We start from the raw sequence: 23,108 nt of genomic DNA, 5'->3' as shown, positions 1-23,108 counted from the left end.
ACGGGCCCGGGTTCCCACGAATCCGACGGTGGAGGAATATGTCCGGCGCGCGCCAGTCGTTCATCGAGGGCCGCGGGTTGGCCATGGAGGCTTCGATGCGATGGTCCGGAGTGATGCTGGGGCTGTTGGGGTTCGTGGGATGTGCCGGCCCCACGCGAGGTATCGCGACCCAGTACAACCCGGAGACGGGCCAATACGAGGTTCCGGCGGAGGAGCTCGTCTACCAGGTGCCCGTCGAGGACGCGATGATGACGGCCCGGCACATCCTGGAGACGGGCCGCTTCGACGTGCTGGAGAAGGAGGGCGGCCTGGAGATGTTCTCCTCCTTCATCCCGGACATCTCCCCGCCGGAGCGCTTCTACATCCAGGGTGAGCGGCACGGCCCCCGACAGTCCGTCGTCCGCATCTTCCGCCTTCGCTACGTGCATGACCCGGCGTTCGCCTCCGAGGTCCGCGGCACCCCGAGCAGGCAGGTGGATATCATCGCCGACTTCAAGGGCCTCCCTGGCCTGGAGGGCTACCGGCCGGCGCAGGGCCTTCGCGACATGGGCGTGGAGCAGCGGCTCCTCGCGGCGCTGGAGATGGCTCCCGCGCTGGAGCTGGTGGGTGGCAATCCTCCCCTGCCCATGCGCTCGGTGGTGATGGAGGGAGGCAACGAGGAGGAGCGCGCCCCCGTCGCTCCGCCCGCCTGTGGCGCTCCCGTGGAGGGCGCTTCGTCGCTGTTCTCCGCGGGCGGCGTCCTGCTGGTGGCGGACCCGCTGGGCACGCAGGAGGTGCCGTCCGTGGCGCTGCGGATGTTGTGTGAGGCCACGTCCCGGGAGTTGCCGGTGACGCTGGCGCTGTCCATCCCCGACGTGGAGCAGCCGCTGCTCGAGCGCTATCTGGGCAGCTCCGGTGACTCCTCCGCGTTGCAGGAGCTCCTCTCGGGGAGCGCCTTCTGGCGCCGGGTGTACCAGGACGGGCGCAGCAGCCGCGCCATGCTCTGGCTCGTCGAGCAGGCGCGCCGCCTGCGCGTCTCCGGCAAGGACGTGGCCGTGGTCGCCATCGACTCCGACAAGGCGCACGGCAACGAGCGCGAGGAGCGGATGGCCCAGGGGCTGCTGAAGGCGCAGGCCAGGCGCCCCCAGGCCTGGACGCTGGTGCTCACGGGGAGCGTCCACGCTCGCACCACGCAGGTGAGCTGGGATGGGGACCTGGAGCCCATGGGCTCGCGGGTGGCGAAGGTGCTGCCCTCGGTGCGAGCGCTGGACGTGGGCTTCCGGCGCGGCACCCAGTACGTGTGTCGCTACAGCGTCTGGGAGGAGGACGTGGAGTGCAACGTCTTCGGCATCAGCCCGTCGCTGGAGGCGCGGCAGGCCACCGCGCAGGACGCGGGGCTGAAGCTCTACCCCGCCCGACAGCCGGATGGTTTCTCCGGCCGGCTCTACGTGGGCGCGTTGACCGCGTCACTGCCTCCGCTCCAGGCACCGCCGCGGCCCGAGCCCGTCAAGACGCCGGCGCCCGCCACGAAGTGACGTGACGGTAGACTGGCCAGATGGACTCACCCGAGCTGTTCCAACAGGACCTCCGGCGGACCGTCGTGCTGGGGGCCTACCTGCGGCACTGGGGCATGCCGCGCGACCGGCAGCGCTTCTCCCGGCAGACCGACGTCGTCGAGGTCTACTTCTTCCCGGCCTCCGCGGAGTCTCCCGTCGCGCGCTTCGCCACCGCCCGTGGACGAGGCCGTGGGGGAGGACGAGGAGTTCGGCGGACTCCACCTGGGCCCCCAGCACCTCGAGCTGTGCTGGCTCGTGCCGCTGCATGAAGCGGAGTACGCGTTCATCCAGAAGGAAGGGTTCGACGCCTTCAGCGAGCTCCTGGAGGCCAGCGACGTGAGCCCTGCGGACGTCCATCGCCCTTCGCTCGTCTGAGCTCAAGCGGGCTGTCCGGGCACGCGCCAGCCGTCCGCGCGCCAGGGAGCGCGCACGCGGGCCCCACGCACCACGGGCCCAGGGCAGCACTTCCTCCGGGATGGCGCAGTGGGGGTGGCCGGCGGGCGCCGCTTGTTGACCCTGTTCCTGTCGCTGGCGGTAGTGGACCTCTTCTACCTGGAGCCATTGCTCGACCTTGATGCCCGCCAGGGGATGAGCCCATCCCGTCGGCGCGGTCTTGGCGGGTCGGGGGCGTCCTGGCGGGACCCGGCGGGGGACAGCGCGCCGAGCGCCCGAACGGAGCCGACGCAGCGACCCTGCGTGGGGGCGGTGAATGTGCGACGCGTGCTCCCGCCGCACGTTTCCCTCGAGCCCATCCGGAGTCGGGCGTCGCCGCCAGACCCGTCTCCGTGGACGCCCTGGCGACCCGCCAGCCTCGCGACGAAGCGGCACCGTGAGCGCTCATGCGCATCCCCGTCCCCACCCGCCGCCTGCCCTGTCCCCTGGAAGAGGCCACGGGGCTCGCATCCGACGAAGTGCTGGCGCGACGCGGGCAGTATGGCCGCAATGACGTGGTGGTGAGGCCCCGCCGCTCCACCCTGGCGAGCCTTCGCGAGGCGGCGGGCGACCCGATGCTCTGGTTCCTCGTGGGGATGAGCACGCTCTACCTCGTGCTGGGCAAGGTGTCGGAGGGGCTGGTGCTGCTGGGAGCCATTGCTCCACTGCTCGGCATGGATGCCTTCCTTCACCATCGCACGCGCGTCTCCACCGAGGGCCTGCAGAGCCGGTTGGCGGCGCGGGCCGTCGTGCTCCGGGATGGGCGCGAGGCGGAGGTCCCCGCCGCGGAGGTGGTGGTGGGGGACCTGGCCCGCGTGGACGCCGGTGCCTACTTCCCCGCCGATGGCCTGGTCGTGCGGGGCGAGGCACTCCAGGCCGAGGAGTCCTCGCTGACGGGCGAGTCCCTGCCGGTGGGCAAGCGGCCCCTGGGGCAACTGCCGCCCGGAGAGGCGCCACCCGTGGAGGGGCGATACTGGGGCCTCGCCGGGACGCGCCTGCTGACGGGGACGGCCTGGGTGCGCGTCGTCTACACGGGCGCCGACACGCTCTATGGGAGCATCGTGCGCTCCGCCGAGCGGGGCGCGCGAGCCCGTACACCGCTCCAGCAGGCCGTGGCGCAACTGGTCTCCGTCCTGGTGATGGTGGCCGCCGGGCTGTGTGGTGTCCTCGCCTTCGTCCGCTGGCGCCAGGGCTTCGGATGGGCGGATGCGCTCTTGAGCGCCGCCACGCTCGGCGTGGCCGCGCTCCCCGAGGAGTTCCCCCTGGCGCTCACCTTCTTCCTGGGCGCGGGCGTCTACCGGCTCGCGCGCAGGCAGGCCCTGGTGCGGCGCGCCGTCTCCGTGGAGAACATCGGCCGGGTCACGTGCATCTGCTCCGACAAGACGGGCACGCTGACGGAGGGTCGGCTGGGCGTGGCCAGGGTGCTCCCCTCGTCGGACGTCACCCGGGAGGAGCTGCTGCGCGTCGCGGCGCTGGCGTCGCGCGAGGAAGGGCAGGACCCGCTCGACACCGCGCTGCTCGAAGAGGCCGCGCGGGCCTCGGTCCCCGTGCGCGGAGGGCGGGTCCGGGCCACGTTCCCCTTCACGGAGGAGCGCCAGCGGGAGACCGCGGTGGTGGAGGAGGGCGCTGGGCTGCTCGCCGCCGTGAAGGGAGCCCCCGAACAGGTGATGGCCCGCGCTGCGCTCGCGCCCGACGCCCGGGCGGCGTGGGCCCAGCGCGTCTCGGCGCTCGCGCGCGAGGGGCGCAAGGTCATCGCGTGCGCGAGTCAGCCGCTGGACCCCGCCTCGTGGCGTGGGGGCGAGCCCGACCAGGGCTTCCACTTCCTGGGGGTCATCGCCTGCGAGGACCCGATTCGCGTCGGGGTCCGGGAGGCGGTGCGCGAGTGCAGGGAGGCGGGGCTGCGCACCGTGATGGTGACAGGGGACCATCCGGAGACGGCGTTGACGGTGGCGCGGGAGCTGGGGCTCGGCGGCGCACGGCCCGTGGTCATGACGGGCGAGGTGCTGGAGGCGCGCCTTCAGGACGCGGGCGCGCCCCCGGCGGTGGACGTGGTGGCCCGGGCGCTGCCGGCCCAGAAGCACGCGCTGGTGCGGGCGCTGCAAGAGCACGGCGAGGTGGTGGCGGCGACGGGGGACGGGGTGAACGACATCCCCGCGCTCCAGGCCGCCGACGTGGGCATCTGCATGGGGGAGCGCGGGACGCGCGGCGCGCGCGAGGCCTCGTCCATCGTGTTGCTCGACGACGACTTCGGCACGCTGGTGCGCGCCATCGCGGAGGGCCGACAGCTCTTCGACAACCTCCAGCGCTGCTTCCAGTACCTGCTGCTCGTCCACATCCCGCTCGTGTTCACGGCCGCGCTGCTCCCGCTGGCGGGCTATCCGCTGCTGTACCTGCCCATCCACATCGTGTGGTTGGAGCTCATCATCCACCCCACGGCGATGCTGGCCTTCCAGGAGGCGGCGCGGCCGGGCCGGCTGGGGCCCTCCCGGGGACGGAGCGCCACGCGCGTCTTCTCCTCGCGGGACTGGGTCACCCTCGTGGTGGCGGGCGGGTTGCTGACCGCGGGACTGGTCTGGGGCTACGACCGGAGCCTCGGCCCCACGCGCGACGTGGAGCACGGTCGCGCGGTGGCGCTGGCCTCGCTCACGCTCGCGAGCGCCTGCTTCGCGGCCGTGCTCACGGGGCTGCGCACCCGCACGGCCCGGTGGATCTGCGCTTTGTCCCTGGGCGTGTCCGTCCTGCTCATCCAGGTGCGGCCCTTCGCGGCGGTGCTGGGGCTGCACCCCTTGCATGTCGATGACTGGGCGCGCGTCGCGCTGGGGGTGCTGGTGGCGCTGGTGCCGCTGCTCATCGGACGTGGGCTGGGTCCTGTCTCCGGAAGAAGGGCCCCTTGGCCTGCTCCGCTGCGACGACATACAGCAGGGTGATGGTGGTCACCGCCACGAGCCGCAGGAGGGGAGGGCGCGCGAAGCCGAGGACTCACGCGTGAGGTGGGTGTGGCTGGTCGGCCGACGCTTGCGTGGGGAGGGTGAAGCAGAAGGTGCTTCCCTGTCCGGGGCGGCTGTCCACCCAGAGCTTGCCGCCATGCGCGTCGACGAGCCCCTTCACGATGGCGAGCCCGAGTCCCGCGCCCTCCTTCCTCCCCGCCTGCGCCTGCCAGAAGGGCTCGAAGACATGCGAGAGGTGTTCCGGTGCAATCCCGGGCCCTGAGTCCCGGACGGAGAACCTCATCATGGCTCCCTCGGGGACGGCCTGGAGGTGGACGTGTCCGCCGGCGGGCGTGAACTTGATGGCGTTGCCGAGCAGGTTGGAGAGGATTTGGACCACCCGGGCATGGTCGGCGAGGAGCGCCGGGGCGTGCAGGGGGACGTCACTGGAGAGCTGGATGGATTTCTCCTCGGCGAGCGCGCGGTGCAGGTCGAGCGCCTCCTGGACGAGAGACGCGCCATCCACCCGCGCACGCTCGACGAGCAGGTGCCCGGACTCCATCCGGGCGACATCCAGCAGGTCCTGGATGAGCCGTTGGGCCCGCTCCACCGCCTTGCGGAGGGTCTCGAGCGTCTGGGTGGGAGGCCGCTGGCCAGGGGGCCTCCTGCCGAGGGACTCCGTGCACAGCGCGACGACGTTCAGGGGCGTGCGGAGGTCGTGGGCGACGACGCGCAGGACTTCGTCCCGCAAGCGGGTCGCCTGCTCGGACCGCTCGTGGAGGCGGGCGTTGTCGATGGCGAGCGCCGCGCGGTTGGCCAGGGCCTCCGCCAGCGCCAGGTCCTGCTCGCCGTAGCGGCGCCCGGACTCGGACGTCCACAGCATGACCGCGCCCAGGGTCTGCTCCCGGGCCCGCAGCGGCACGATGAGTCCCGAGACGGACCCGAGGCCGCGCAGCAGGTCCAGCGGGCAGCCATCCTCCCGCGGTGTCTCCGCTCCGGAGGACTCCGGCAGGACCACGGAGCGCCCCGTTCGGAGCACACCCGCGACGAGCTCCCCCTGGAGGGAGGGGAGGCACGGGTGGTGGGCGAGCAGCGCGTCCAGGCGCCTGGACTTCTCGGGGGAGACCGCCGCGGCTTGCACCGCCCGGACCTGCCCGTGCTCGTCCACCAGGCCGACGATGCACCCGTCGGCCAGCGCGGGGACCGCGAGCCCCGTGACGGCGGCCATCGTCGTCCGGGAGTCCAGCGAGCCCGCCAGTCGTGGCCCCGCTTCCGCCAGGAAATGTTGGGCCCGCTCCAGTTCCTGGCGCTCGGAGATGTCCTGCACCTGCGCGATGAAGTGGAGCGGCTGCCCCCGGGAGTCACGGACCAACGAGGCGGTGAGCAGGATGCTCACGGTGTGCCCCTGCTTGTGCAGGTAGCGCTTCTCCAGCTGACAGGTGTGGACCTCCCCCCGCAGCAGTCGCTGTCTGTTCTGGAGCGTCACCTCCAGGTCCCCGGGCCAGGTGATGTCCCGGAAGGTCCGGGCGAGGAGCTCCTCCGGCGTGTAGCCAACGATGTCGCACATGGCGGAGTTCACGCTCAGGAACCGGTCATCCAGCCCGACCAGGGCCATGCCGGTCGGCGCGTTCGCGAACGCCGTGCGGAAGCGCTCCTCGCTGGTCCGGAGCACCTCCTCCGCCTGCCTGCGGGTCGAGATGTCGCGCAGGATGACGGTGAGCACGAGCGTGCCCTCCTGCTCCACCTTGGAGATGCTGGCCTCCGCGGGGAACTCCTCGCCATTGCTGCGCCGACCGATGATGGTGCTCCGCTCGCCCATCTGTCGGGAGAGCCGGGAGCCCGCCGCGAATCGCTGGACGTGGTGCTGGTGGGCCGCTCGGTAGCGCTCCGGGAGCAGGAGGTCCAGGGGCTGACCCACCGCGTCCCGTGCGGAGTACCCGAAGATGTGCTCCGCCCCCTCGTTGAAGAGGGTGATTCGCTGCTGCGTGTCGACGGAGATGATGGCGTCGACCGTGGTGGCGATGAGCCCAGACAGGCGCGCCTCCGCCAGCCGGAGCGACTTCTCCAGCGCGGCTCGGGAGCGCCTCGCCTGGCGCAGCCGCGGCAGGCGCAGGCGGGCCCAGAAGGAGGGTGCTCGTGGCGCTGTCCGTCGCATGCGACGCATCACCGCGCTCGCGCGGCCTCGAGCAACAGCCGTCGCTCCGCCGCCGCGATGACCTCGCGTGTGGCCCAGGCCGCCGCGGGGTCCACGGAGATGGACGTGATTCCCGCGCGCACCAGGTGCTCGGCGAACTCGGGGCGGTTGGAGGGGGCCTGACCGCAGAGGGAGCAGGTGATGCCGGCTTCACGGCTGGCCCGGATGATGCGGACGATGGCGTCCAGCACCGCCGCGTCCGCTTCATCGAACAGCTCCGCGCACGATTCGGAGTCCCGGTCGACCCCGAGCATGAGCTGCGTGAGGTCGTTGGAGCCGATGGACACGCCGCTGATGCCCAGCCGCGCGTACTCGGGGAGGCGGTAGACGACCGAGGGCACCTCCGCCATCACCCAGCGCTCCAGCCCGCGGTGGCGGCCCAGGGGGCTTGCGTCCAGGGCATCGAGGCAGGCGGCCAGCTCCCACGTGGTGCGCACGAAGGGAATCATCACGTGCAGGTTGGGGGTCTGCTCCCGCACGCGGGCGACCGCCTCCAGCTCGAGCCTGAACACCTCCGGCTCGCGGATGTACCGGTAGCAGCCACGAAAGCCCATCATGGGGTTGGACTCGGCGGGCTCGAACTCGGCGCCGCCCTCCAGGCCCCGGAACTCGTTCGTCCGGAAGTCCGTGGTGCGGTACACCACCGGCCGCCTCCCGAAGGCGCGGGTGACCTGGAGCAGCGCGTCGGACATCCGCTCGACGAACTCACGGCCGCGCCCCTCGGCGATGAGCTTGCGTGGGTGGACTCCGCCCAGCGCCTCGGTGAGCATGAACTCGGCGCGCAGCAACCCCACGCCGTCCACGGGGAGCGCCGCCGCGTCGCGGGCCTGCTGGGGGAGGGCCAGGTTGACGTAGAGGCGCGTGGCGAGCACTTCGGGCGTGACGGTTCCAGCGGAGGCCAGGCCGCTCTGCCTCCGCGGCTCGGACGAGACGACCCCTGGGGCTTGCTGCTCCACCCGGCCTTCCAGGACCGTGCCCGCGGAGCCATCCACCGTCACCTCCTCGCCGTCCTGGAGCCGCCGGGTCGCCGTGCGCGTGCCCACCACGCAGGGCTTGCGCAGCTCCCGGCTGACGATGGCGGCATGGCAGGTCATCCCGCCGCTGTCGGTCACCACCGCGGCCGCGCGCCGGAGCGTCGGCACCCAGTCCGGAGAGGTCATCGGCGCCACCAGGACCTCGCCTGTCTGGAGCCGCCGGCCCTCCTCGGGGCTTCGCAGCACGCGCACGCGCCCCGTCGCGACCCCCGGAGAGGCGCCCAGCCCGGACACCCGGGGGCTTTTGGGCCGCGCGTCCTGGCGCTCCTCCTTCGTCGCCCCGCCCAGCGTCGTCACCGGACGCGACTGGACGAGATAGAGCCTGCCACCGGCCTGTGCCCATTCGATGTCCTGCGGCGCGCCATAGTGGCGCTCCACGCGCAGGCCCAGGCGCGCCAGCTCCAACACCTCCACGTCCTGGAGCACGCGCTGGTGGGCCTGCTCGGGGGAGAGCGCTTCGCGCCGCTCCTGGCCCACGCCATCGCGCACCCGCTGGAAGGACTTCTCCCCGACGCGCACCTCCAGCAGACGCGGACCCTGCTTGGCCACCACGTACGTGTCCGGCTCCACCTGGCCGCTCACCACCACCTCGCCCAGGCCGTAGGCGGCCTCGATGATGACGCGGTGGAGGTCCCCGGTGGCCGGGTCCGCGGTGAACATGACCCCCGCGCGAGTCGAGTCCACCATGCGCTGCACGACGACGGCGATGGCCGGCTCCTCGGTGAGGCCCTGGGCCTTCCGGTAGGCCACCACGCGCTGTCCATAGGCCGAGGCCCAGCACGCGCGCAGCTTGTCGAGCAGCGCCTCGTCACCCACGACGTTGGTGTACGTCTCGTGCATGCCCGCGAAGGACGTGGCGCCGGTGTCCTCGGAGGTCGCCGAGGAGCGGACGGCCACGGCCCCCTGCTCGCCCAACTGGTGATAGGCGCCGAGCAGGGCGGAGCGCAGGCGCTCGGGCACGGGGACCTGGCGCACCGTGGCTCGCAGCGCCTCGGTGACCTCCGCCAGGGACTGCGGGTCCTCCGGGTCGACGCGCTGCCAGAGCTCGCGGAGCCGGGGGCGCACGGGCGCCATGGCCTCCTGGAAGGCGGCGGCGGTGACCACGAACCCCGGCGGTACGGGGAGGCTGGCGTGGGTCAGCTCCCCGAGATTGGCGCCCTTGCCTCCCGCCACGCTGACGTCATCTCGCGACAGCGAGTCGAACCAGCGGATGAGGTCTGAGGTGGCGCCGGGCGCGTCGGGCCGGACGGGCTGCTGGCTCTCATGGGAAGGGTCCATGCTTCCATCTCCTGTGTCAGCGCGCGTCCAGTCGTTCGATGAGGCGCGCGAGGTCCGTGAGGTGACGAGGGGCGGTGAAGCGGGCGCGGACCGTCTCACGGGCACGGCGCCCCAGCGCGGCGGCCCGCGCCGGGTCCTCCAGGAGCGAGCGCACCGCGCCCGCGAACGCCTCCGTGTCCCCGGCCTCCCGGATGAGCAGGCCGTTCTCCCCGGTGACGACCTGGTCCTGGAGTCCGCCCACCGCGCTCGCCACCACGGCGCGCTGCTTCCACATGGCCTCGGTGAGGGTGAGCCCGAAGCCCTCCTGGAGGCTCTTCTGCGTCACCACGCTCGCGTGGCGTTGCAGCGCGTTGACGATGGCGGCGTTCTCCTCGCTGTCGGCCATGGGCAGGCACGCCAGATGGACATGCTGGCGGACGAAGCGCGATTGCTGTCGCCACAGCGCGTGGACGTCCTCGAGGGTCGCCGCCGCGTCGGGGTCATCGGCCACGGACGTGACGGCGGGCCCCGCGAGCACCAGCTCCGCGTGCACGTGGGGCGCCTTGCGCAGCATCCTCGCGAACCCGAGCAGCACGCCCGCCGGGTCCTTCAGCGGATCCCACCGGGACACCTGCACCACGAGGGGAACTTCGGCGGTGGGCCCCGCGCCCAGCCGGATGACGTCCACGCCCCGCGACACGCGCCCCGTCACGCCGTCGGCGCGCGTGAAGACGGGCGCCGCCGTGTCCGGCGTCTCGCGCAGCAGACCGGTGGTCGCGAGGATGGCGCGCGCGACCTCGGGCGCCATGGGCTGGTTCTTCACCGCGAAGATGTCGATGGAGGGCTGGATGACGAGCGCCCGGCCCGCGCACTGGGGGGGCGCATACGCGGCCCGGCTGAAGACCGTGAGCCGGGCGGCGGCCAGGCCCGGCGCGAGGAACTCCCACGCCCGCTCCACCTCCGCGTTCGGCGTGTCCCGGCCGATATGGCAGCGCCAGGCCACGTGGGCGCCCGCGGAGGACAGGGCGGGGCCGAGCCCCACGGTCTGCGGGTCGTGCAGCAGGACCACGTCCCCGGGCTTCACCAGGACGAGGATCTCCTCCGCGTTGTCGCGGAGGACCTCGTCGTAGCAGTCGTGCTCGGACGTCCCCAGCCCGGAGCCGTCACCGGGGGAGCCATGCAGTGCATGGTGCAGCCGCTTGGTGATGTGGAAGAACTCCGGGGTGCCGGTGAGCACGAGCCAGCGCGCGTCCACGCCCGTGCCGCGCGCGTAGGCGATGAGGCGTGGGAGCATCTCCGCCACGCCGCCGCCCCTCGCCGTGGAGCTGATGTTCCAGAACGTGCGACCGGCCATTCGGGCCTGCGTCTGCTGTGCGAGCGTCCGCAGTGCGTTCCATCCCTGCTCGTCCAGCTCGTGCTCGAAGCGGGTGAGGGGTTCCGCCGGGACGTGCACCTCGAAGGGCTTGAGCATGGGGGCTCCGGTTCAGGCGGAGGGGGGCGTCACTCACGGGTGGATGACGACCTTGATGACGCCGTCGCGGCGCTGGCCGAAGAGCTCGTACGCGTCCCGGATGTCCTTCAGCGCGAAGTGGTGGGTGAGCAGGGGCGTCAGGTCGACCCGTCCCGACTGGACGACGGCCATCAGCCGGCGCATGCGCTCCTTGCCACCCGGGCACAGGGTGGTGACGACGCGGTGGTCCCCCAGCCCCGCGGCGAACGCGTCGTAGGGCAGCTGCAGCTTGCCCGAATAGACCCCCAGGCTGGAGAGGGTGCCGCCCGGACGCAGCGAGCGCAGGGCCGTCTCGAACGTCTCCTGGGCGCCCAGGGCCTCGATGGCCACGTCCGCGCCGCTCCCCGTCAGCCGCTTGACCTCCGCCACGACGTCCTGGCTTCGAGGGTCCAGCACCACGTCCACGCCCATCCGCCGGGCGAAGGCCCGCCGGGACTCGTCCCCGTCGACCCCGATGACCCGCGCGGCGCCCATCAACCGGGCGCCCAGGGAGGCACACAGTCCGATGGGGCCCTGGGCGAGGACGACCACGGTGTCGCCGATGCGCACGCCGCCCGACTCGGCGCCGCTGAATCCCGTGGAGGCGATGTCCGCCAGCAAGAGCACCTGTTCGTCCGAGAGCCCCGCGGGCACCGGCGCCAGGTTGGCCTGCGCGGAGGGAATCCGGACGTACTCGGCCTGGGCCCCATCCAGGGTGTTGCCCAGCCTCCAGCCGCCCATCGCCTCGTATCCCGTCCCATGTCCGCACTGGGACAGGTGTCCGGACAGGCAGGCGTTGCATTGCCCGCACGGCGTGATGGCGCCGACGAGGACGCGCTCGCCCGGTTGGAAGCCATGCACTCCGGAGCCCAGCTCCTCGATGACCCCCACCATTTCGTGGCCGAGCGTGAGGCCCGGCTTCACGGCGTACTCGCCTCGGACGATGTGCAGGTCCGTGCCGCAGATGGTCGTCGACGTCACGCGGACCACGGCTTCGCCCGCTCCAGCCCGGGGTTGCTCGACTTCCTCGAGACCGAAGTCCCCGACGCCTCGAAAGACGGTTGCTCGCATGATTCCCCCCGGCGGGATGTGCCTCGGGTCCACCTCACGACAAACCTCAGGCGCATGCCATCGACGTGCAACGGCGACGCCCGCCTCGGGCCGTGGCCCGAGGCGGGCGTCAACCTGGCGGGGTGCCCTCAGGCCGCGATGCGTGAGCGCCCGCGCCGACGCGTCAGCCATAGCACCACGCCGCAGAGGGCCAGCGCCCCGGGGCCGGGGCTGGCGGCGCAGCCCCCTTGTGCCTGCGGTGAGTCCTCGGGCGGGAGCACCTCACCGAGGGCCTCGGCGTCGGGCGTGGGCTCGGCGGCCGCCCCGCTCCTGACGACGTGGTTCCTCACGACATAGGTGTCATTGCCCGTCGTGCCATTGAGCGTCACCTTCCCCAGGTCATTCGTCGAAGGGGCGTTCGAGCGGAAGGCGTAGTTGTTCGCGATCTGGATTTCGGCGCCGCCCGGCGGGCGCACCCAGACGCTGTAACGTCTGGCGTCGAGGTCCGTCACCATCCGCACGTGGTACGTCGCGTTGGCGGTGTAGGGGACGGTGGTGAGCGCGGCGTAGCGGTCTCCGTCGCGCGCGTCGAAGCGGCCGTCCGTGCTCATCCGGATGAGCATGGCGGAGCTGGAGAACGACGTGATGGTGGTGGAGGTGTCCGCGTAGCCGATGACGCCATCCATGGGGCTGAGGGCCGGCGTCACGTCGAACTCGGTCGTCACCGTGCCGGTGTTGCTCGTCCCCAACCCATGCACGGCCGCCGAGAAATCGACCCGCGAGGGCCAGGCCATCGAAGAGGCACCTGACACCGTGTGACGGGTCACCGTGTACGCGTCGTTCGCGGTGGTGCTGTTGAGCACCACCTTGCCGAGGTCATCCGTGGCGGGCGCGTCCGAGCGGAAGGCGTAGTTGCTGGCGAGCTGGACTTCGGCGCCGCCCGGCGGACGTACCCAGACGCTGTAGCGCCTGGTGTCGAGGTTCGTCACCATGCGTACGTGGTACGTGGTGTCGAACGCGTAGGGCACCGGGGTGAGCGCGGCGTAGCCCCCTCCATTGCGCACGTCGAAGCGGCCGTCCGTGTTCATCCGGATGCCCATGGCCATGCTGGAGAAGCCCGTGACGGTGGTGGACGTGTCGGCGTAGCCGATGACGCCATCGATGGGGTAGCGCCGTGGCGTCACGTCGAACTCCACCGTGACGACGCCGGTGTTCTGGGTCCCCAGGTCATGGACCCCCGCCGGGAAGCTGGTGCGCGCGCCCCAGCCCGCCAGCAGGCGGTCCTGTTGCTTGAAGCGCTGGAGGGCCTCGACGAAATAGTAGTCCCCGTAGATGAGGCCCACGTCAATCTCCTTGCCCGCGGGCAGGTTTCCCACGGCGTGCTGGAGGACGCTGGCCTTGCTCGTCCCGCTGGCGAGGTAGGGCGCGGCGCTGAGCGCATCGAGCATGCGGAGGGCCGCGTCCCGGTAGCGCTGCCGGGTGGCCGTGTCCGTGACGTAGTTGCTCAATTCCAACAGGGCCGAGGCGGCGACGGCGGCCGCGGAGGTGTCCTTGTACTGCTGGCTCGCCGGAGCATTGAAGTCCCAGATGGGAACCATGTCCGCGGGCAGGTGGCTCAGGTACCAGTCGGTGGTCTTCTGGGCCGCGGCCAGCATGCGCGTGTCGCGCGTGTAGCGGTACACCATGGTGTAGCCATACATGAGCCAGGTCTGCCCTCGGGCCCAGGTGGAGGAGTTCGAGGCGCCCTGGAACGTGCCGCGCAGGCGCATGGCGCCCGTGTTCGGGTCGAAGTCCGCCATGTGGAAGGAGCTGCCGTCCGAGCGGACGAGCACGCTGAGCGTCTTGAGCGCGTGGTTGACGGCCATGTCCCGCCAGGCGGCCTGCCCCCCGTGCGCGGCGCCCCAGAGGAGCAGCTCGAGGTCCATCATCGTGTCCACGAAGATGGGCGCCAGCCACACGGGCCGGTTCCAATCGCAACACACGATGACGCCCAGCCTGGCGTTGTAGCGCTTGGCCAGCGACGCGGCGCCCGTGAGCAGCACCTGCCGCTGGGTCTCGTCGCCCGTGAGGCGGTACGCGTTGCCGAAGCTGGTGATGAGCTTGAAGCCCGTGTCGTGTGTCGTCGAGTTGGTCTGCTGGACCTTCAGCGGCGCCGTCCGGGCGGCCGCCAGGGATTTGAAGGTGGCGATGCCCGAGTCCTCGAAGAGATACCAGAGCTCGCCGGGGAAGAATCCCTGGGTCCATTCAATGGGCGCGGCGCCATCGAAGGTGGTCCACCCACCGTTCGTGGTGGCCTGGGGATAGCGGCCCGCGGGTACCAGCGCGTCCGTCCTGGTCGCCTGCTGCTGGGCGAATTGCAGGGCACGATTCGCTGTCGCCTCGTCCATGGCAGGGCTGCTGCTCGCGAAGAGCAGGCAACCGAGCCCCCAGAGAAACGTCCATGTTCTCGCACGAAGATTCATTTCCACCCCTCCTCTCGAGCATGGAGGGTGATTTCGATGGGAGGGGTGGACACCTGGTCCAGCAGTGGCATTGCGTATCGGGTGGAGTACGCAATGTGGCTCACGCGGGCCCTGCTGACTGATGGCGCTCGGCTACTTCCTCCTCTTCACGCTCGTGCGCTACGGGCTCTTCGCCACCCGGAAGGAGAAGGGCTGAGCGGCGAATGTTCCGACGCTGTGCCTGTCCAAGGGGCCGCGAGGTTGGGAGGTCGCGGGGTATTCGCACCATCGCGTTGTGAGCACGGGGGCGCCCGTCAGAAGTTGGGGTTCACGGGCGCCTGTCCCTCGTTCCACAGGTGGATGCTGAGGGCGCCGCTGGGATGATTGCGCCACGCCCACGGGTCGAAGCCGCTGGGCGCGGCCCACCCATAGATTTCGATGTTGCTCGTCATGGGTGGGTGGTCCGTGCTCGGAATCGAGTAGTCCCGACGGTACTCCGACGCGGTGTTCGTCAGGCGCGCCACGGCCAGGTGCAGGTGGGGGCCGGACGAGCACCCCGTGGTGCCCGCGTAGCCGAGCACCTGGCCCTTCTTGACGACCTGCCCGTCCGTGACGACGTAGGACTTGAAGTGGGCGTAGTAGCTCACGAACCGCTCCAGGTATTCACCCGCACCGACGTCGTGCTGGACGTAGACCTCCTTCTGGATGGGAGAGGCGCAGGGGACCTCCCGGTCCCTGGCGAGGAGGACCGTGCCGTTGGCCACGGCGAGGATGGGCGTGCCGGTCACCATCCCCCAGTCATGGCCATCGTGGTTGTTGACGAAGTTGGCATTCGACTGGTCCCGCCCCAGGTGGTCCACGATGTGCGCGCTCGCCGAGCCCGTCTGGCCGAAGTCGGCGACGTCCAGGGGGACGTCCTGCGCGAAGTCGAAGCCCGTCGCGTGGAACACGCGCGTCAGCAACGAGAAGGGAGCATCAAAGATGGGCAGCGCGTCGGGCGCCGCGGTGAACACGCAGCCATGGCGCCGGTGGTTCGTGGCGTCTGCATGGGCGGACTGGAGCGGGGAGGCGCCCAGGCCGCTCCACAGCCCCACCGTTCCGTCCGCGCACCGTGAGATGACGTTGTTGCGTCCCTGGGCGGAGTAGAGACCGGCCCGGACGACGCTGCCGCCCGCGGACTGTGCGCGAAGCTGCTCGCAGGGGGCCGAGTCCGTGGTGGGCTCCCAGGCGAAGGCCCAGCCCTGCTCCGGCCAGCGCATGCTGCAGTAGTGCCCCATCCCTGCCGGGACGGCCAGCACCGGGCTCACCTCCTCCTGGGGTGGCTCCGGGAGCGGCCTCGGGTCTCCCGCGCAGGCCTGGAGGGCCAGCGCGAGGAACACTGTCGGGAGGCGAAGCGTCGATGGAGGGGGGCGCATGGTGCCGACATTATGGTCGGCACCCAGGCTCATCCACGTGGATGCTTGACGGATGAGGAGGAGCGCCGCGTTGACAAAGTACGATTTGAATCGTACGTTGATTTCGACCTCCAGGGGATGACTCGAGGTGGGGCTCCACACCGCGAGGGCTGTCCGGCGCATCCGGGTGGCTTCGCGAGTGGGGGGCGACTGCCGTTGTGTGCCCCGAGGCTGTTTCAATCACAGTCGTTCTCCATTGGAGATGTCCATGAAGAGCCTCACGTTCGAGTGCGCGGCGCTTGTCGCGACGCTGTTCCTTGCTTCGAATCCCGTCTGGGCCGCCGCGCCTGGACAAGCCTCCGGGTCGCCTCTCGCGGAGTCATCCCTGTCCTGCGCGGACCTGCCGGGAGCCCTCTCGGTGGCGGCGCAGGAGGCGGGAGTCCCCATCCATGTCGGGCGGATTTCGACGGCGACCTCGGACCTGTATGTCGCCTCGGCGGGGGCTGTCGTCGGGCTCGAGAACGTCTCCGCCCTGCAATACGCCCAGGGCGTGGACGTGGCCTTCGTCTACCTGGATTCGCCCTCCTCGAACATCCCGGTGGGCTACTACCGGCTGAGGGCCACGGCGAAGGCGGGTGACATCCAGGTGGGCACGTACTCGGGGAGCGTCGGGTTCTTCGACCTGGCGGGGCAGGAGGTCGCTCGGGTCGTCGCGACGTTCGAGACCACCTCGCTGACGAGGCCCGAGGGTGGGCCTGTCCCTGCGGCGCGGGTCCTCATTGGAGGCAAGCCCCCCGGCGCCGCCACGCTGGAGGACCTCATTCGTGGGATGGTGTTCCGCATCTGGCTGCCGAGCGGCGTCATCTACATCCCCGCCATCGTCCTGTAGGCCTCCGGTCGCGCCGGCGCGGAGCGAACCCATGCCGCGCGCGAAGGCCTTCCCGACAGCCGCCGCCCCGAGCGCTCCAGTCGCTGTGACAGGAACGAGTCGAAGCCGATGGCGTTCGACACCGCGCCGCTGAACAGCACGGAGCCCGTCAGCGGCGGATTGTCCGCGAGCGCCCCTCCGCTGGACGCCAGCGCGGCGGCGGTGAAGAGCCCGACGGGTGAGGACGCGCGAGGAGGCCTGGCCGTATCGCGCTGGCGAAGATACATGGCCAGGGGCGTCGCGAGGTGACCGTCTTCAGCAGACAGGTCCGGGCGCTCACAGTGACTGGACACCGCGCACCGGGGGCGTCACACCTTGTTCCATCGTTCCCGGCGGCAGTGGACGACTGTCATGGGCACGCTCCTCTGGTGGAGCCTTCCTCTTCCGGCATGGGGCCTGGAGCCCGAGGTGCCCACGCGCCTCGCCCTGCGCGCCGCGACCCTGAACGCGGCGGAGCTGCTGCGCCTGCAGGACCAGCTCGGCTCGGTGGAGCCGAACAAGCTCGCGGACCTGGTCGCGGTAGAGGGCGACCCGCTGAAGGACATCCACGCGCTGAGGCAGGTGCGCTTCGTGATGAAGGACGGACAGGTGGTCCTGGACGCCGGAGCTCCACGCAGACGGGGGGATGCCGCGACCCGGTGAGGCCCCGCCGATATCTGATTTCAAACAGACATGGGAGGGATGCGAAACGTCCATCCGTGAGTTCTCGAATTGCTGATTTGGCCGGGATATAATCCCTGGCATGAGAGAGCCTTCCAGCACACGCGCGGCGGCTTGGAGTCTGGCCATCCTGGGGTTGTTCATGGGCGCCTGTGGGAACGCGCCCCAGGCGCATCCGGAGGAAGCGCCGCCGGAAGCCTCCTCCACCGTGGCGGCCCTGGCCCCGGTGGTCCCGCTCTTCGACGCCAGCACTCCGCTGGAGCCCGCGCTGGTGGTGGATACACCCACGGCGCTCATCACCCGGCTCGCGGACCGGTCGAGAGATCGCCACGCGCGGGAGTCACAGTTCCAGAGCTACGAGCACTACCTGCCGCTGTACTTCGAGTACCGCACGTACAGCATCGAGGTCATCGACAGGGTGGCCAAGGGCGGCAACGACATCACCGTCAACATCACCTCGCTCTGGCCCCTGGACACGCCGGACTTCCGCGCGTTCTACCAAGGCCAGGCGGTGCTCTCTCAATACTGGTTCAACGTGGACATGGCGCAGGTGGACCCCCTGCGCTACACGGCCACCATCAATTACAACGCGAAGGAGAACCGGCGGCTGCAGGTGGGCGACCGCATGGAGATTGAAATCAGCCCCTTCATGCTGCCTCCCGTGGTGGGGCGCGCCAACTACTACGGCACGGCGTTCCTCTACATCGTGGGCCAGGGCGGCATGGTGCCCTGGGAGGGAAGGGGGGCGAACCTGGACTCGTTCCCCCTCGCGGAGACGGCGTGGCTGGGTGGGCGCACGACGCTGGGCTACAACTACTCGAACGAGCCGGCGCACCTGTTCAAGCAGATGGCGACCAACCTGGCGCCGGTGAATGCCCAGCCGTTCGTCGAGGGCCGGCGCCTGCATCACACCGACTTCGCGGACGGCTCCCACTCGGAGGCTGGCAACCCGAGCTTCACCGCGCAGCAGAACAAGCTGGGACCCTCCTACATCGCTCGCAGCTGCGTGGCCTGTCACATCAACAATGGCCGCGCGCTCCCGCCGGACCCGGCGACGTCGCTGTACACCGTGCGGTTCTATGTGAACGCAGCGCCCTGGGCGGACGTGCACTACCGGCTCAACGGGGGCTCGCAGCAGAGCTTCCGGATGGCGCGTGACAGCTCCGGTACGAACACCCAGGTGCTCACCAACGTCCCGGCGGGCTCGGTCGTGCAGTACCACTTCACCATCGGCAATTCCTCGGGAGGGCTGAGCACCACGTCCCCGGTGAGCATCACGGTGAACGGCGCGGACTCCACTGGAGCCAGCCCCCATGGCCACGTCGTCGTCGCGCCGCCCCTGCGCCACACCGTCAGGGTGGGGGTGGTGGGCACCACGGTGACGGCGCATCCGGCGTTGGGATGGGTCCTCCAGCCGCAGAGCACCCAGGGGACCCCCGAGGGCAGCGTGAGCATCTCGGGCTGGACGGTGACGAACGGCACGTATGGCGACGGCACGGGCTATCAGCTGCGGCGCCCGGTCTACGCCTTCACCGGGCCTGTTCCCACGCACCACTCGGCTCGCATCACGCCGCCCCTCGTCGGCCTGGGTTTGTTGGAGGCCATCGATGAGAACACGCTGGCCAGCCTCGCTGACCCGAATGACGCCAACGGCGATGGCATCTCCGGCCGCGTGCAGACGGTGGTGGACCCGCAGACGGGGCAGACGCGCGCGGGGCGCTTCGGCTGGAAGGCGGGCAAGGCGAGGCTCCGACATCAGGTCGCGAACGCGCTCAATGTCGACATGGGCGTCACCACGTCTGTCTTCCCCATGCCGGATTGTGGCTCGCAGCAGACCTGCGCGGGCGCGAGCACCGAGCTGGCGGACGCGGACCTGGAGAAGATGGTGCGCTACATCGCGCTGCTCGGAGTCCCCGCGCGCCGCAATCTCGGTGACGCCCAGGCGCTCCAGGGGGAGAGCCTCTTCGGGGGCATGGGCTGCGCGCGGTGCCACGTCTCGACGTTGACGACCAGCCCGTACCACCCCTACGCCGAGCTGCGGAGCCAGGTGATTCGCCCCTACACGGACCTGCTGTTGCATGACCTGGGCGCGGGGCTGGCGGACAACCTCCCGGAGGAGGGGGCGTCGGGCGCGGAGTGGCGCACGCCGCCCCTCTGGGGCATCGGCCTGACGGCGGGCGTCAGCGGCGGCGAGGCCTATCTGCACGATGGCCGCGCGCGCAGCCTCTCCGAGGCCATCCTGTGGCACGGAGGCGAAGCCGAGTCCTCCAAGGAGGCCTTCCGCACCGCGAGCGCCGCCCAACGCGCGGCGCTCCTCAGGTTCCTCCAGTCGCTCTGATTCAGGGCGAGAGGAACGGCAGGAGCTCTCCGGTCTTCTGCCACATCGACGCCGGGTAGGCCTGCGCCGAGCTGAAGCCCTTGTTCGTGAAGAGGTACTCGTAGGTGGACTGGTATGACGCCTTCCAGCCGTAGCCGGGGTGGTCCGTCTCGCTCCACTCCGACTTCGGGATGCCCATCGCCTGGAGCGCGGTGCCGAGCCACTGGTTGTAGAGCAGCCCCGCCCACAGGAAGCTGCCCTCGCTGCCCGTGCTCGAGTCGCCGCTCACCTTGCGCGTGATGTTCCGGTAGTCGCAGTAGCTGCCTGTCTTCAGGGCGCCCCCCGCGCTGCCGGCGGTGACGACCGGGACGGAGAAGGAGAAGTGCGGCGTGTTGCCGTTCTCCTGGCCCCACGCGATGAGCGCGTCATCCAGCAGCGTCCCTCCCGCGCCGTTCGAGAACCGCTCGAAGCGGGAGACGAGGTCGAGGAACACCTGCGAGAAGAAGACCTGGTTGAACTGGACCACCAGGTCCTGGTTGGCCCCGGGCACCGTCGAGGGGTGCACGACGTTGTTGTGCCAGTCCTCGCCCTGCGGCGCGCGTGGGGTGAAGGTCAGGTTCTGGTTGTTCTCGTCGATGCTCAGGGTGGCGACGCGGCAGACGCCGCAGTTCATCGCCACCGCGAGCACCTCGTTGATGAGCCGGAAGTACTCGACGTTCATCGCGGGGTCGCCCGCGAAGGCGCTGGAGTTTCGCAGCGACAGGTTGTCGGTGGTGGGGCGGGCCGGCACCTGGCAACCGGCGCTGGTGGTCTCCAGGCGGCGCTGCAGCTCGGCGACGGCGTCGATGTGCTGGTCGAGTCGCCGCTTGTCCTCGGCCGAGAGCCGACCGTTGCCGTTGCGCAGCCGCCGGTAGCTCTCCAGGACCTTGTCCACCACGGAGGGCCGGGTGGTGCCGGGGCTGCTCGTCCCGGCCAGCAGGGTGTCGAAGAGGGCGAGTGAGCTCTCCGTGCCGCCGATGGCGCTCGTGGCGACGCCGGAGGAGCGGACCCCGGGCGTGCTGTATCCCCAGCTGCCCGTCGACGTGCCCGAGCCGGCGATGGCGACGCTCCGCTTCCGGACGGAGGCGACGCTTGGATAGAACGCCGGGGAGTAGGCCATCACCTGGTCGATGGTCGCTCGGGGGGAGCCGGGCCGCTGCTTGTCGAAGTCGTAGTAGCCCAGCGGGGCGCCGAAGTTGTGACCCATGTACAGGGGGTAATCGAGCCCCCGCAGGATGTTCATCTTCGAGACGAGCGTGGGCGTGAGCACGGACGACCTCGCGGTGAGCACCCGGCTGATGGCCGCGTCACCGCTCGCGTTGGCCGTCGCGACCAGGTCTCCGCGTCGGACGTCGTGGTCCGCGTAGAACAGGCTCTGTGTCAGCGCGCCGTCCGTCGGCCACATGCTCGCGCCGAAGATGGCGCCGTGAGGGGTGCGGAAGTGCACGAAGCACTTCGGGCGCTGAGCGGCCTGGGCCTTCGCCTCGCGGGGACTCAAGAGCGAGGGGAGCAGCGGCAACGCCAGCACGGCGCCGCCCGCGCCGCGCAGGAACATGCGGCGGTCCCATCGGATGACAGGTGTGTTGCTCACTGGAAGCTCCTCTGCTTGAAGGTGGGGTGTCGGGCGATGGTCTTCAGCAGGTCGGCCATCGGCGCGCCGCTGCGCGCGACGGACTCCAGCTCCGAGAGCAGGCAGCCATCGCGAGAGGTGGACTCCACGCGAGCGTGCGCGAAGCGGAAGTAGTGCTGCGCGACGCAGGACTCGAAGAGCTGGCTCTCATCGACCATCCGCGACAGCTCCGCGGCGTTGGAGATGACCCGCTGCTCGGAGTCGTAGAGCCACACGTCCGCGGAGGTGTCCACGGCGGGCGCGGCCGTCTCCTGGCCCTGCGGGTTGAACAGCCGCTCCACGCCGCGCTCGCGTCCCAGCGCATCGAACCCCTCCAGCACGAAGCCCGGGGGATTGATGGAGTTGTTGTGGCATCCCCCGCAGCTGCCTCCGGAGGTGAGCTGGGTCACCACCTGCCGCGTCGTCATGCGGTCCGTCGGCGCGGGGGGCCTGTCGCTGGCGTTGGGCGGTGGGGCGCCGACCTGCTGGCAGAGCAGCGCGTTGCGCACCAGGTAGCCCTTGTGGATGGGACGCGTCGACGCGGTGCCCGTGGCCAGCAGCGCCGCGCGGGTGAGCAGGCCGCTGCGATTCTGGGAGGGGATGACGGGCGCTGGACCCGAGCCATCCCAGACGGGGACACCGTAGATGCCGGCCAGGAAGGGGTCGGCCGTGTAGGACCGCCGGTCGTTCAGGAAGTCGCTCACCGAGCCGCCCGACACGAGGGTGCTCCACGCGGAGAGCTGGACGTCCTCGAACATCGCGGTGCGCGTGGCATCCGTGGGCATCTGCGCGCCGACGAAGGAGCGGTAGATGGGGTCGTTCCGGAGCGCCACCAGGGACGGCAGCTCATCCAGGCGCAGCCACTCGCTGACGAACTCGTCCAGCGAGCCGCGCAGTCGGGGGCTCTGGAGCATCCGGTCGAGGTGGGCCTCGAAGCCGCTCTCCGTCAGGAGCGAGCCATCCTCCGCCGAGGCCCAGAGCGCGTCGTCCGGAGGCGCCTGCCAGAACTGGTAGGACAGCTTCGCGGCCAGCTCGAACGCGGAGAGGGGACTCGCGGGCTGGCCGGCGGTGGTGCCGTGCTCGATCCGGTAGAGGAACCCGGGCGAGTTCAGCAGGGTGGTGATGACGTCCGCCACCGCGGCCCTGTCCACGGGCGTGGTGCCCGCGATGTCCGCGAAGACGGTGACCTCCGCGGTGGACAAGGGATGGCGCAGGACGCGGGCGCCCCAGCCTCGGAGGAAGGACTCCAGGCAGGCCCGGTCGTTGGAGGTCTGGCTGTCGCTGGCGCAGTGGCCCAGCAGCGCGTCGCGGCGCGCGTCGGTGCTGGTGAGCTCCTGGGCCACGGCCTTGCCCAGGTCGTACATGACGTCGACCTGGGTCTGCTGGATGGACTGGTCCAGCCGGCTGAAGCCGCCCTTCACGTCGCCGGGCGCGGGGGTGCGCTGGTCCGTGGGGTAGCGGGCGAGGATGGGGGTGAGCTTCGTCCAGATGGCATCGGCTTCTTCCGGCAGCGCGCGGTCGACGGCGGAGCGCAGCGAGTTCATCAGCTGCTTCCGGGACAGCCGGGGCAACGGAAGCTCCGTGGGGACGGCGCTCGTGTCGCAGGAGAACTTCGCGGGTGCCGGACGGATGACGTCGGACGGGGACGGAGGCTCGGGTTCGCCACCTCCGCCTCCACCTCCGCCGACATGGTGGTTGTTCTTCGCGGAGCCCTCACAGGCGGCCACGCCAGCGCAAAGAAGAAGGATGCTCACGGAGCGAAGGAGCGTCATGTCCCTGGCTACTCCCGAGGCCGAAAATAC

15 protein-coding genes are annotated in these 23,108 nt (G+C 70.7%); 6 read left to right on the top strand and 9 right to left on the bottom strand.

Annotation, left to right across the window (positions count from 1 at the left end; genetic code table 11):
- The first annotated feature begins 95 nt into the window (after positions 1 to 95).
- The 3 genes from OWM54_RS11620 (at position 96) to OWM54_RS11610 (ending at position 4,894) form a co-directional block, all read left to right on the top strand.
- Positions 96 to 1,514 (top strand): hypothetical protein, encoded by a 1,419-nt coding sequence (locus tag OWM54_RS11620; RefSeq protein WP_267697545.1) that lies wholly within the window; start codon positions 96 to 98, stop codon positions 1,512 to 1,514.
- Positions 1,515 to 1,724: 210 nt separating this feature from the next.
- On the top strand, positions 1,725 to 1,910 hold the full coding sequence (locus tag OWM54_RS11615; RefSeq protein ID WP_223784504.1) for a suppressor of fused domain protein: 186 nt from the start codon (positions 1,725 to 1,727) through the stop codon (positions 1,908 to 1,910).
- A 464-nt stretch (positions 1,911 to 2,374) separates the two neighbouring features.
- The gene (locus OWM54_RS11610; protein ID WP_267697544.1) at positions 2,375 to 4,894 is read left to right on the top strand and encodes a cation-translocating P-type ATPase; all 2,520 of its coding nucleotides are present in this window, start codon (positions 2,375 to 2,377) and stop codon (positions 4,892 to 4,894) included.
- Positions 4,895 to 4,946: 52 nt separating this feature from the next.
- On the opposite strand, the gene OWM54_RS11605 is transcribed toward OWM54_RS11610, so the two are convergent.
- From OWM54_RS11605 to OWM54_RS11580, 6 genes are all read right to left on the bottom strand, one after another.
- Positions 4,947 to 7,049: a PAS domain S-box protein gene (locus OWM54_RS11605; protein ID WP_267697543.1), complete on the bottom strand. Its 2,103-nt coding sequence runs from the start codon at positions 7,047 to 7,049 to the stop codon at positions 4,947 to 4,949.
- Between the two features lie 8 nt (positions 7,050 to 7,057).
- Positions 7,058 to 9,400 (bottom strand): phosphoenolpyruvate synthase, encoded by a 2,343-nt coding sequence (ppsA, locus tag OWM54_RS11600; RefSeq protein WP_267697542.1) that lies wholly within the window; start codon positions 9,398 to 9,400, stop codon positions 7,058 to 7,060.
- Between the two features lie 16 nt (positions 9,401 to 9,416).
- Positions 9,417 to 10,850, bottom strand: coding sequence for a glycosyltransferase (locus OWM54_RS11595; protein ID WP_223784509.1), 1,434 nt, complete (start codon positions 10,848 to 10,850; stop codon positions 9,417 to 9,419).
- Positions 10,851 to 10,883: 33 nt separating this feature from the next.
- A complete protein-coding gene (locus OWM54_RS11590) occupies positions 10,884 to 11,939 on the bottom strand; it encodes a zinc-binding dehydrogenase (RefSeq protein WP_223747860.1) in 1,056 nt (351 codons plus the stop codon).
- A gap of 128 nt (positions 11,940 to 12,067) precedes the next feature.
- Positions 12,068 to 14,305: a glycoside hydrolase family 88 protein gene (locus OWM54_RS11585; RefSeq protein WP_267697541.1), complete on the bottom strand. Its 2,238-nt coding sequence runs from the start codon at positions 14,303 to 14,305 to the stop codon at positions 12,068 to 12,070.
- Positions 14,306 to 14,673: 368 nt separating this feature from the next.
- Complete coding sequence (locus OWM54_RS11580; RefSeq protein WP_267697540.1) at positions 14,674 to 15,774, bottom strand: M23 family metallopeptidase; 1,101 nt, start codon at positions 15,772 to 15,774, stop codon at positions 14,674 to 14,676.
- A 247-nt stretch (positions 15,775 to 16,021) separates the two neighbouring features.
- Between OWM54_RS11580 and OWM54_RS11575 the strand changes: the two genes are divergently transcribed.
- A complete protein-coding gene (locus tag OWM54_RS11575; RefSeq protein WP_223784511.1) occupies positions 16,022 to 16,642 on the top strand; it encodes a hypothetical protein in 621 nt (206 codons plus the stop codon).
- Here OWM54_RS11575 and OWM54_RS11570 read toward each other — a convergent pair.
- Positions 16,618 to 16,908, bottom strand: coding sequence for a hypothetical protein (locus tag OWM54_RS11570; RefSeq protein ID WP_267697539.1), 291 nt, complete (start codon positions 16,906 to 16,908; stop codon positions 16,618 to 16,620). The two genes, OWM54_RS11575 and OWM54_RS11570, sit on opposite strands and share 25 nt — an antisense overlap.
- Before the next feature lie 124 nt (positions 16,909 to 17,032).
- On the opposite strand from OWM54_RS11570, the gene OWM54_RS11565 reads away from it, so the two are divergent.
- Both OWM54_RS11565 and OWM54_RS11560 read left to right on the top strand, forming a co-directional pair.
- Entirely contained in the window at positions 17,033 to 17,323 is a 291-nt protein-coding gene (locus OWM54_RS11565; protein ID WP_267697538.1) for an amidohydrolase family protein, read from the top strand.
- A 100-nt stretch (positions 17,324 to 17,423) separates the two neighbouring features.
- A complete protein-coding gene (locus OWM54_RS11560; protein ID WP_267697537.1) occupies positions 17,424 to 19,679 on the top strand; it encodes a di-heme oxidoredictase family protein in 2,256 nt (751 codons plus the stop codon).
- Between the two features lies 1 nt (position 19,680).
- Here OWM54_RS11560 and OWM54_RS11555 read toward each other — a convergent pair whose 3' ends face one another.
- Positions 19,681 to 21,288 carry a DUF1552 domain-containing protein gene (locus OWM54_RS11555; protein ID WP_267697536.1) on the bottom strand — a complete coding sequence of 536 codons (1,608 nt, stop codon included), beginning with the start codon at positions 21,286 to 21,288 and terminating at the stop codon, positions 19,681 to 19,683.
- Positions 21,285 to 23,078: a DUF1592 domain-containing protein gene (locus OWM54_RS11550; protein WP_267697535.1), complete on the bottom strand. Its 1,794-nt coding sequence runs from the start codon at positions 23,076 to 23,078 to the stop codon at positions 21,285 to 21,287. The genes OWM54_RS11555 and OWM54_RS11550 overlap by 4 nt, the downstream gene beginning before the upstream one ends.
- Between the last annotated feature and the right edge of the window lie 30 nt (positions 23,079 to 23,108).

The sequence above is a fragment of the Myxococcus sp. MISCRS1 genome, from assembly GCF_026626605.1.
In the GTDB taxonomy this organism is placed as follows: Bacteria; Myxococcota; Myxococcia; order Myxococcales; family Myxococcaceae; genus Myxococcus; species Myxococcus fulvus.
Note: the sequence above shows the minus strand (reverse complement) of the source record. Positions and strands in the feature narration are given on the sequence as shown.

Bases quoted from the DNA above. Each gene is read 5' to 3' on its own strand.
- OWM54_RS11620 (WP_267697545.1), top strand. From the start codon at position 96: ATGCGATGGTCCGGAGTGATGCTGGGGCTGTTGGGGTTCGTGGGATGT.
- OWM54_RS11610 (WP_267697544.1), top strand. From the start codon at position 2,375: ATGCGCATCCCCGTCCCCACCCGCCGCCTGCCCTGTCCCCTGGAAGAG.
- OWM54_RS11605 (WP_267697543.1), bottom strand. From the start codon at position 7,049: ATGCGACGGACAGCGCCACGAGCACCCTCCTTCTGGGCCCGCCTGCGC.
- ppsA (WP_267697542.1), bottom strand. From the start codon at position 9,400: ATGGACCCTTCCCATGAGAGCCAGCAGCCCGTCCGGCCCGACGCGCCC.
- OWM54_RS11595 (WP_223784509.1), bottom strand. From the start codon at position 10,850: ATGCTCAAGCCCTTCGAGGTGCACGTCCCGGCGGAACCCCTCACCCGC.
- OWM54_RS11590 (WP_223747860.1), bottom strand. From the start codon at position 11,939: ATGCGAGCAACCGTCTTTCGAGGCGTCGGGGACTTCGGTCTCGAGGAA.
- OWM54_RS11585 (WP_267697541.1), bottom strand. From the start codon at position 14,305: ATGGACGAGGCGACAGCGAATCGTGCCCTGCAATTCGCCCAGCAGCAG.
- OWM54_RS11580 (WP_267697540.1), bottom strand. From the start codon at position 15,774: ATGCGCCCCCCTCCATCGACGCTTCGCCTCCCGACAGTGTTCCTCGCG.
- OWM54_RS11575 (WP_223784511.1), top strand. From the start codon at position 16,022: ATGAAGAGCCTCACGTTCGAGTGCGCGGCGCTTGTCGCGACGCTGTTC.
- OWM54_RS11570 (WP_267697539.1), bottom strand. From the start codon at position 16,908: ATGTATCTTCGCCAGCGCGATACGGCCAGGCCTCCTCGCGCGTCCTCA.
- OWM54_RS11565 (WP_267697538.1), top strand. From the start codon at position 17,033: ATGGGCACGCTCCTCTGGTGGAGCCTTCCTCTTCCGGCATGGGGCCTG.
- OWM54_RS11560 (WP_267697537.1), top strand. From the start codon at position 17,424: ATGAGAGAGCCTTCCAGCACACGCGCGGCGGCTTGGAGTCTGGCCATC.
- OWM54_RS11550 (WP_267697535.1), bottom strand. From the start codon at position 23,078: ATGACGCTCCTTCGCTCCGTGAGCATCCTTCTTCTTTGCGCTGGCGTG.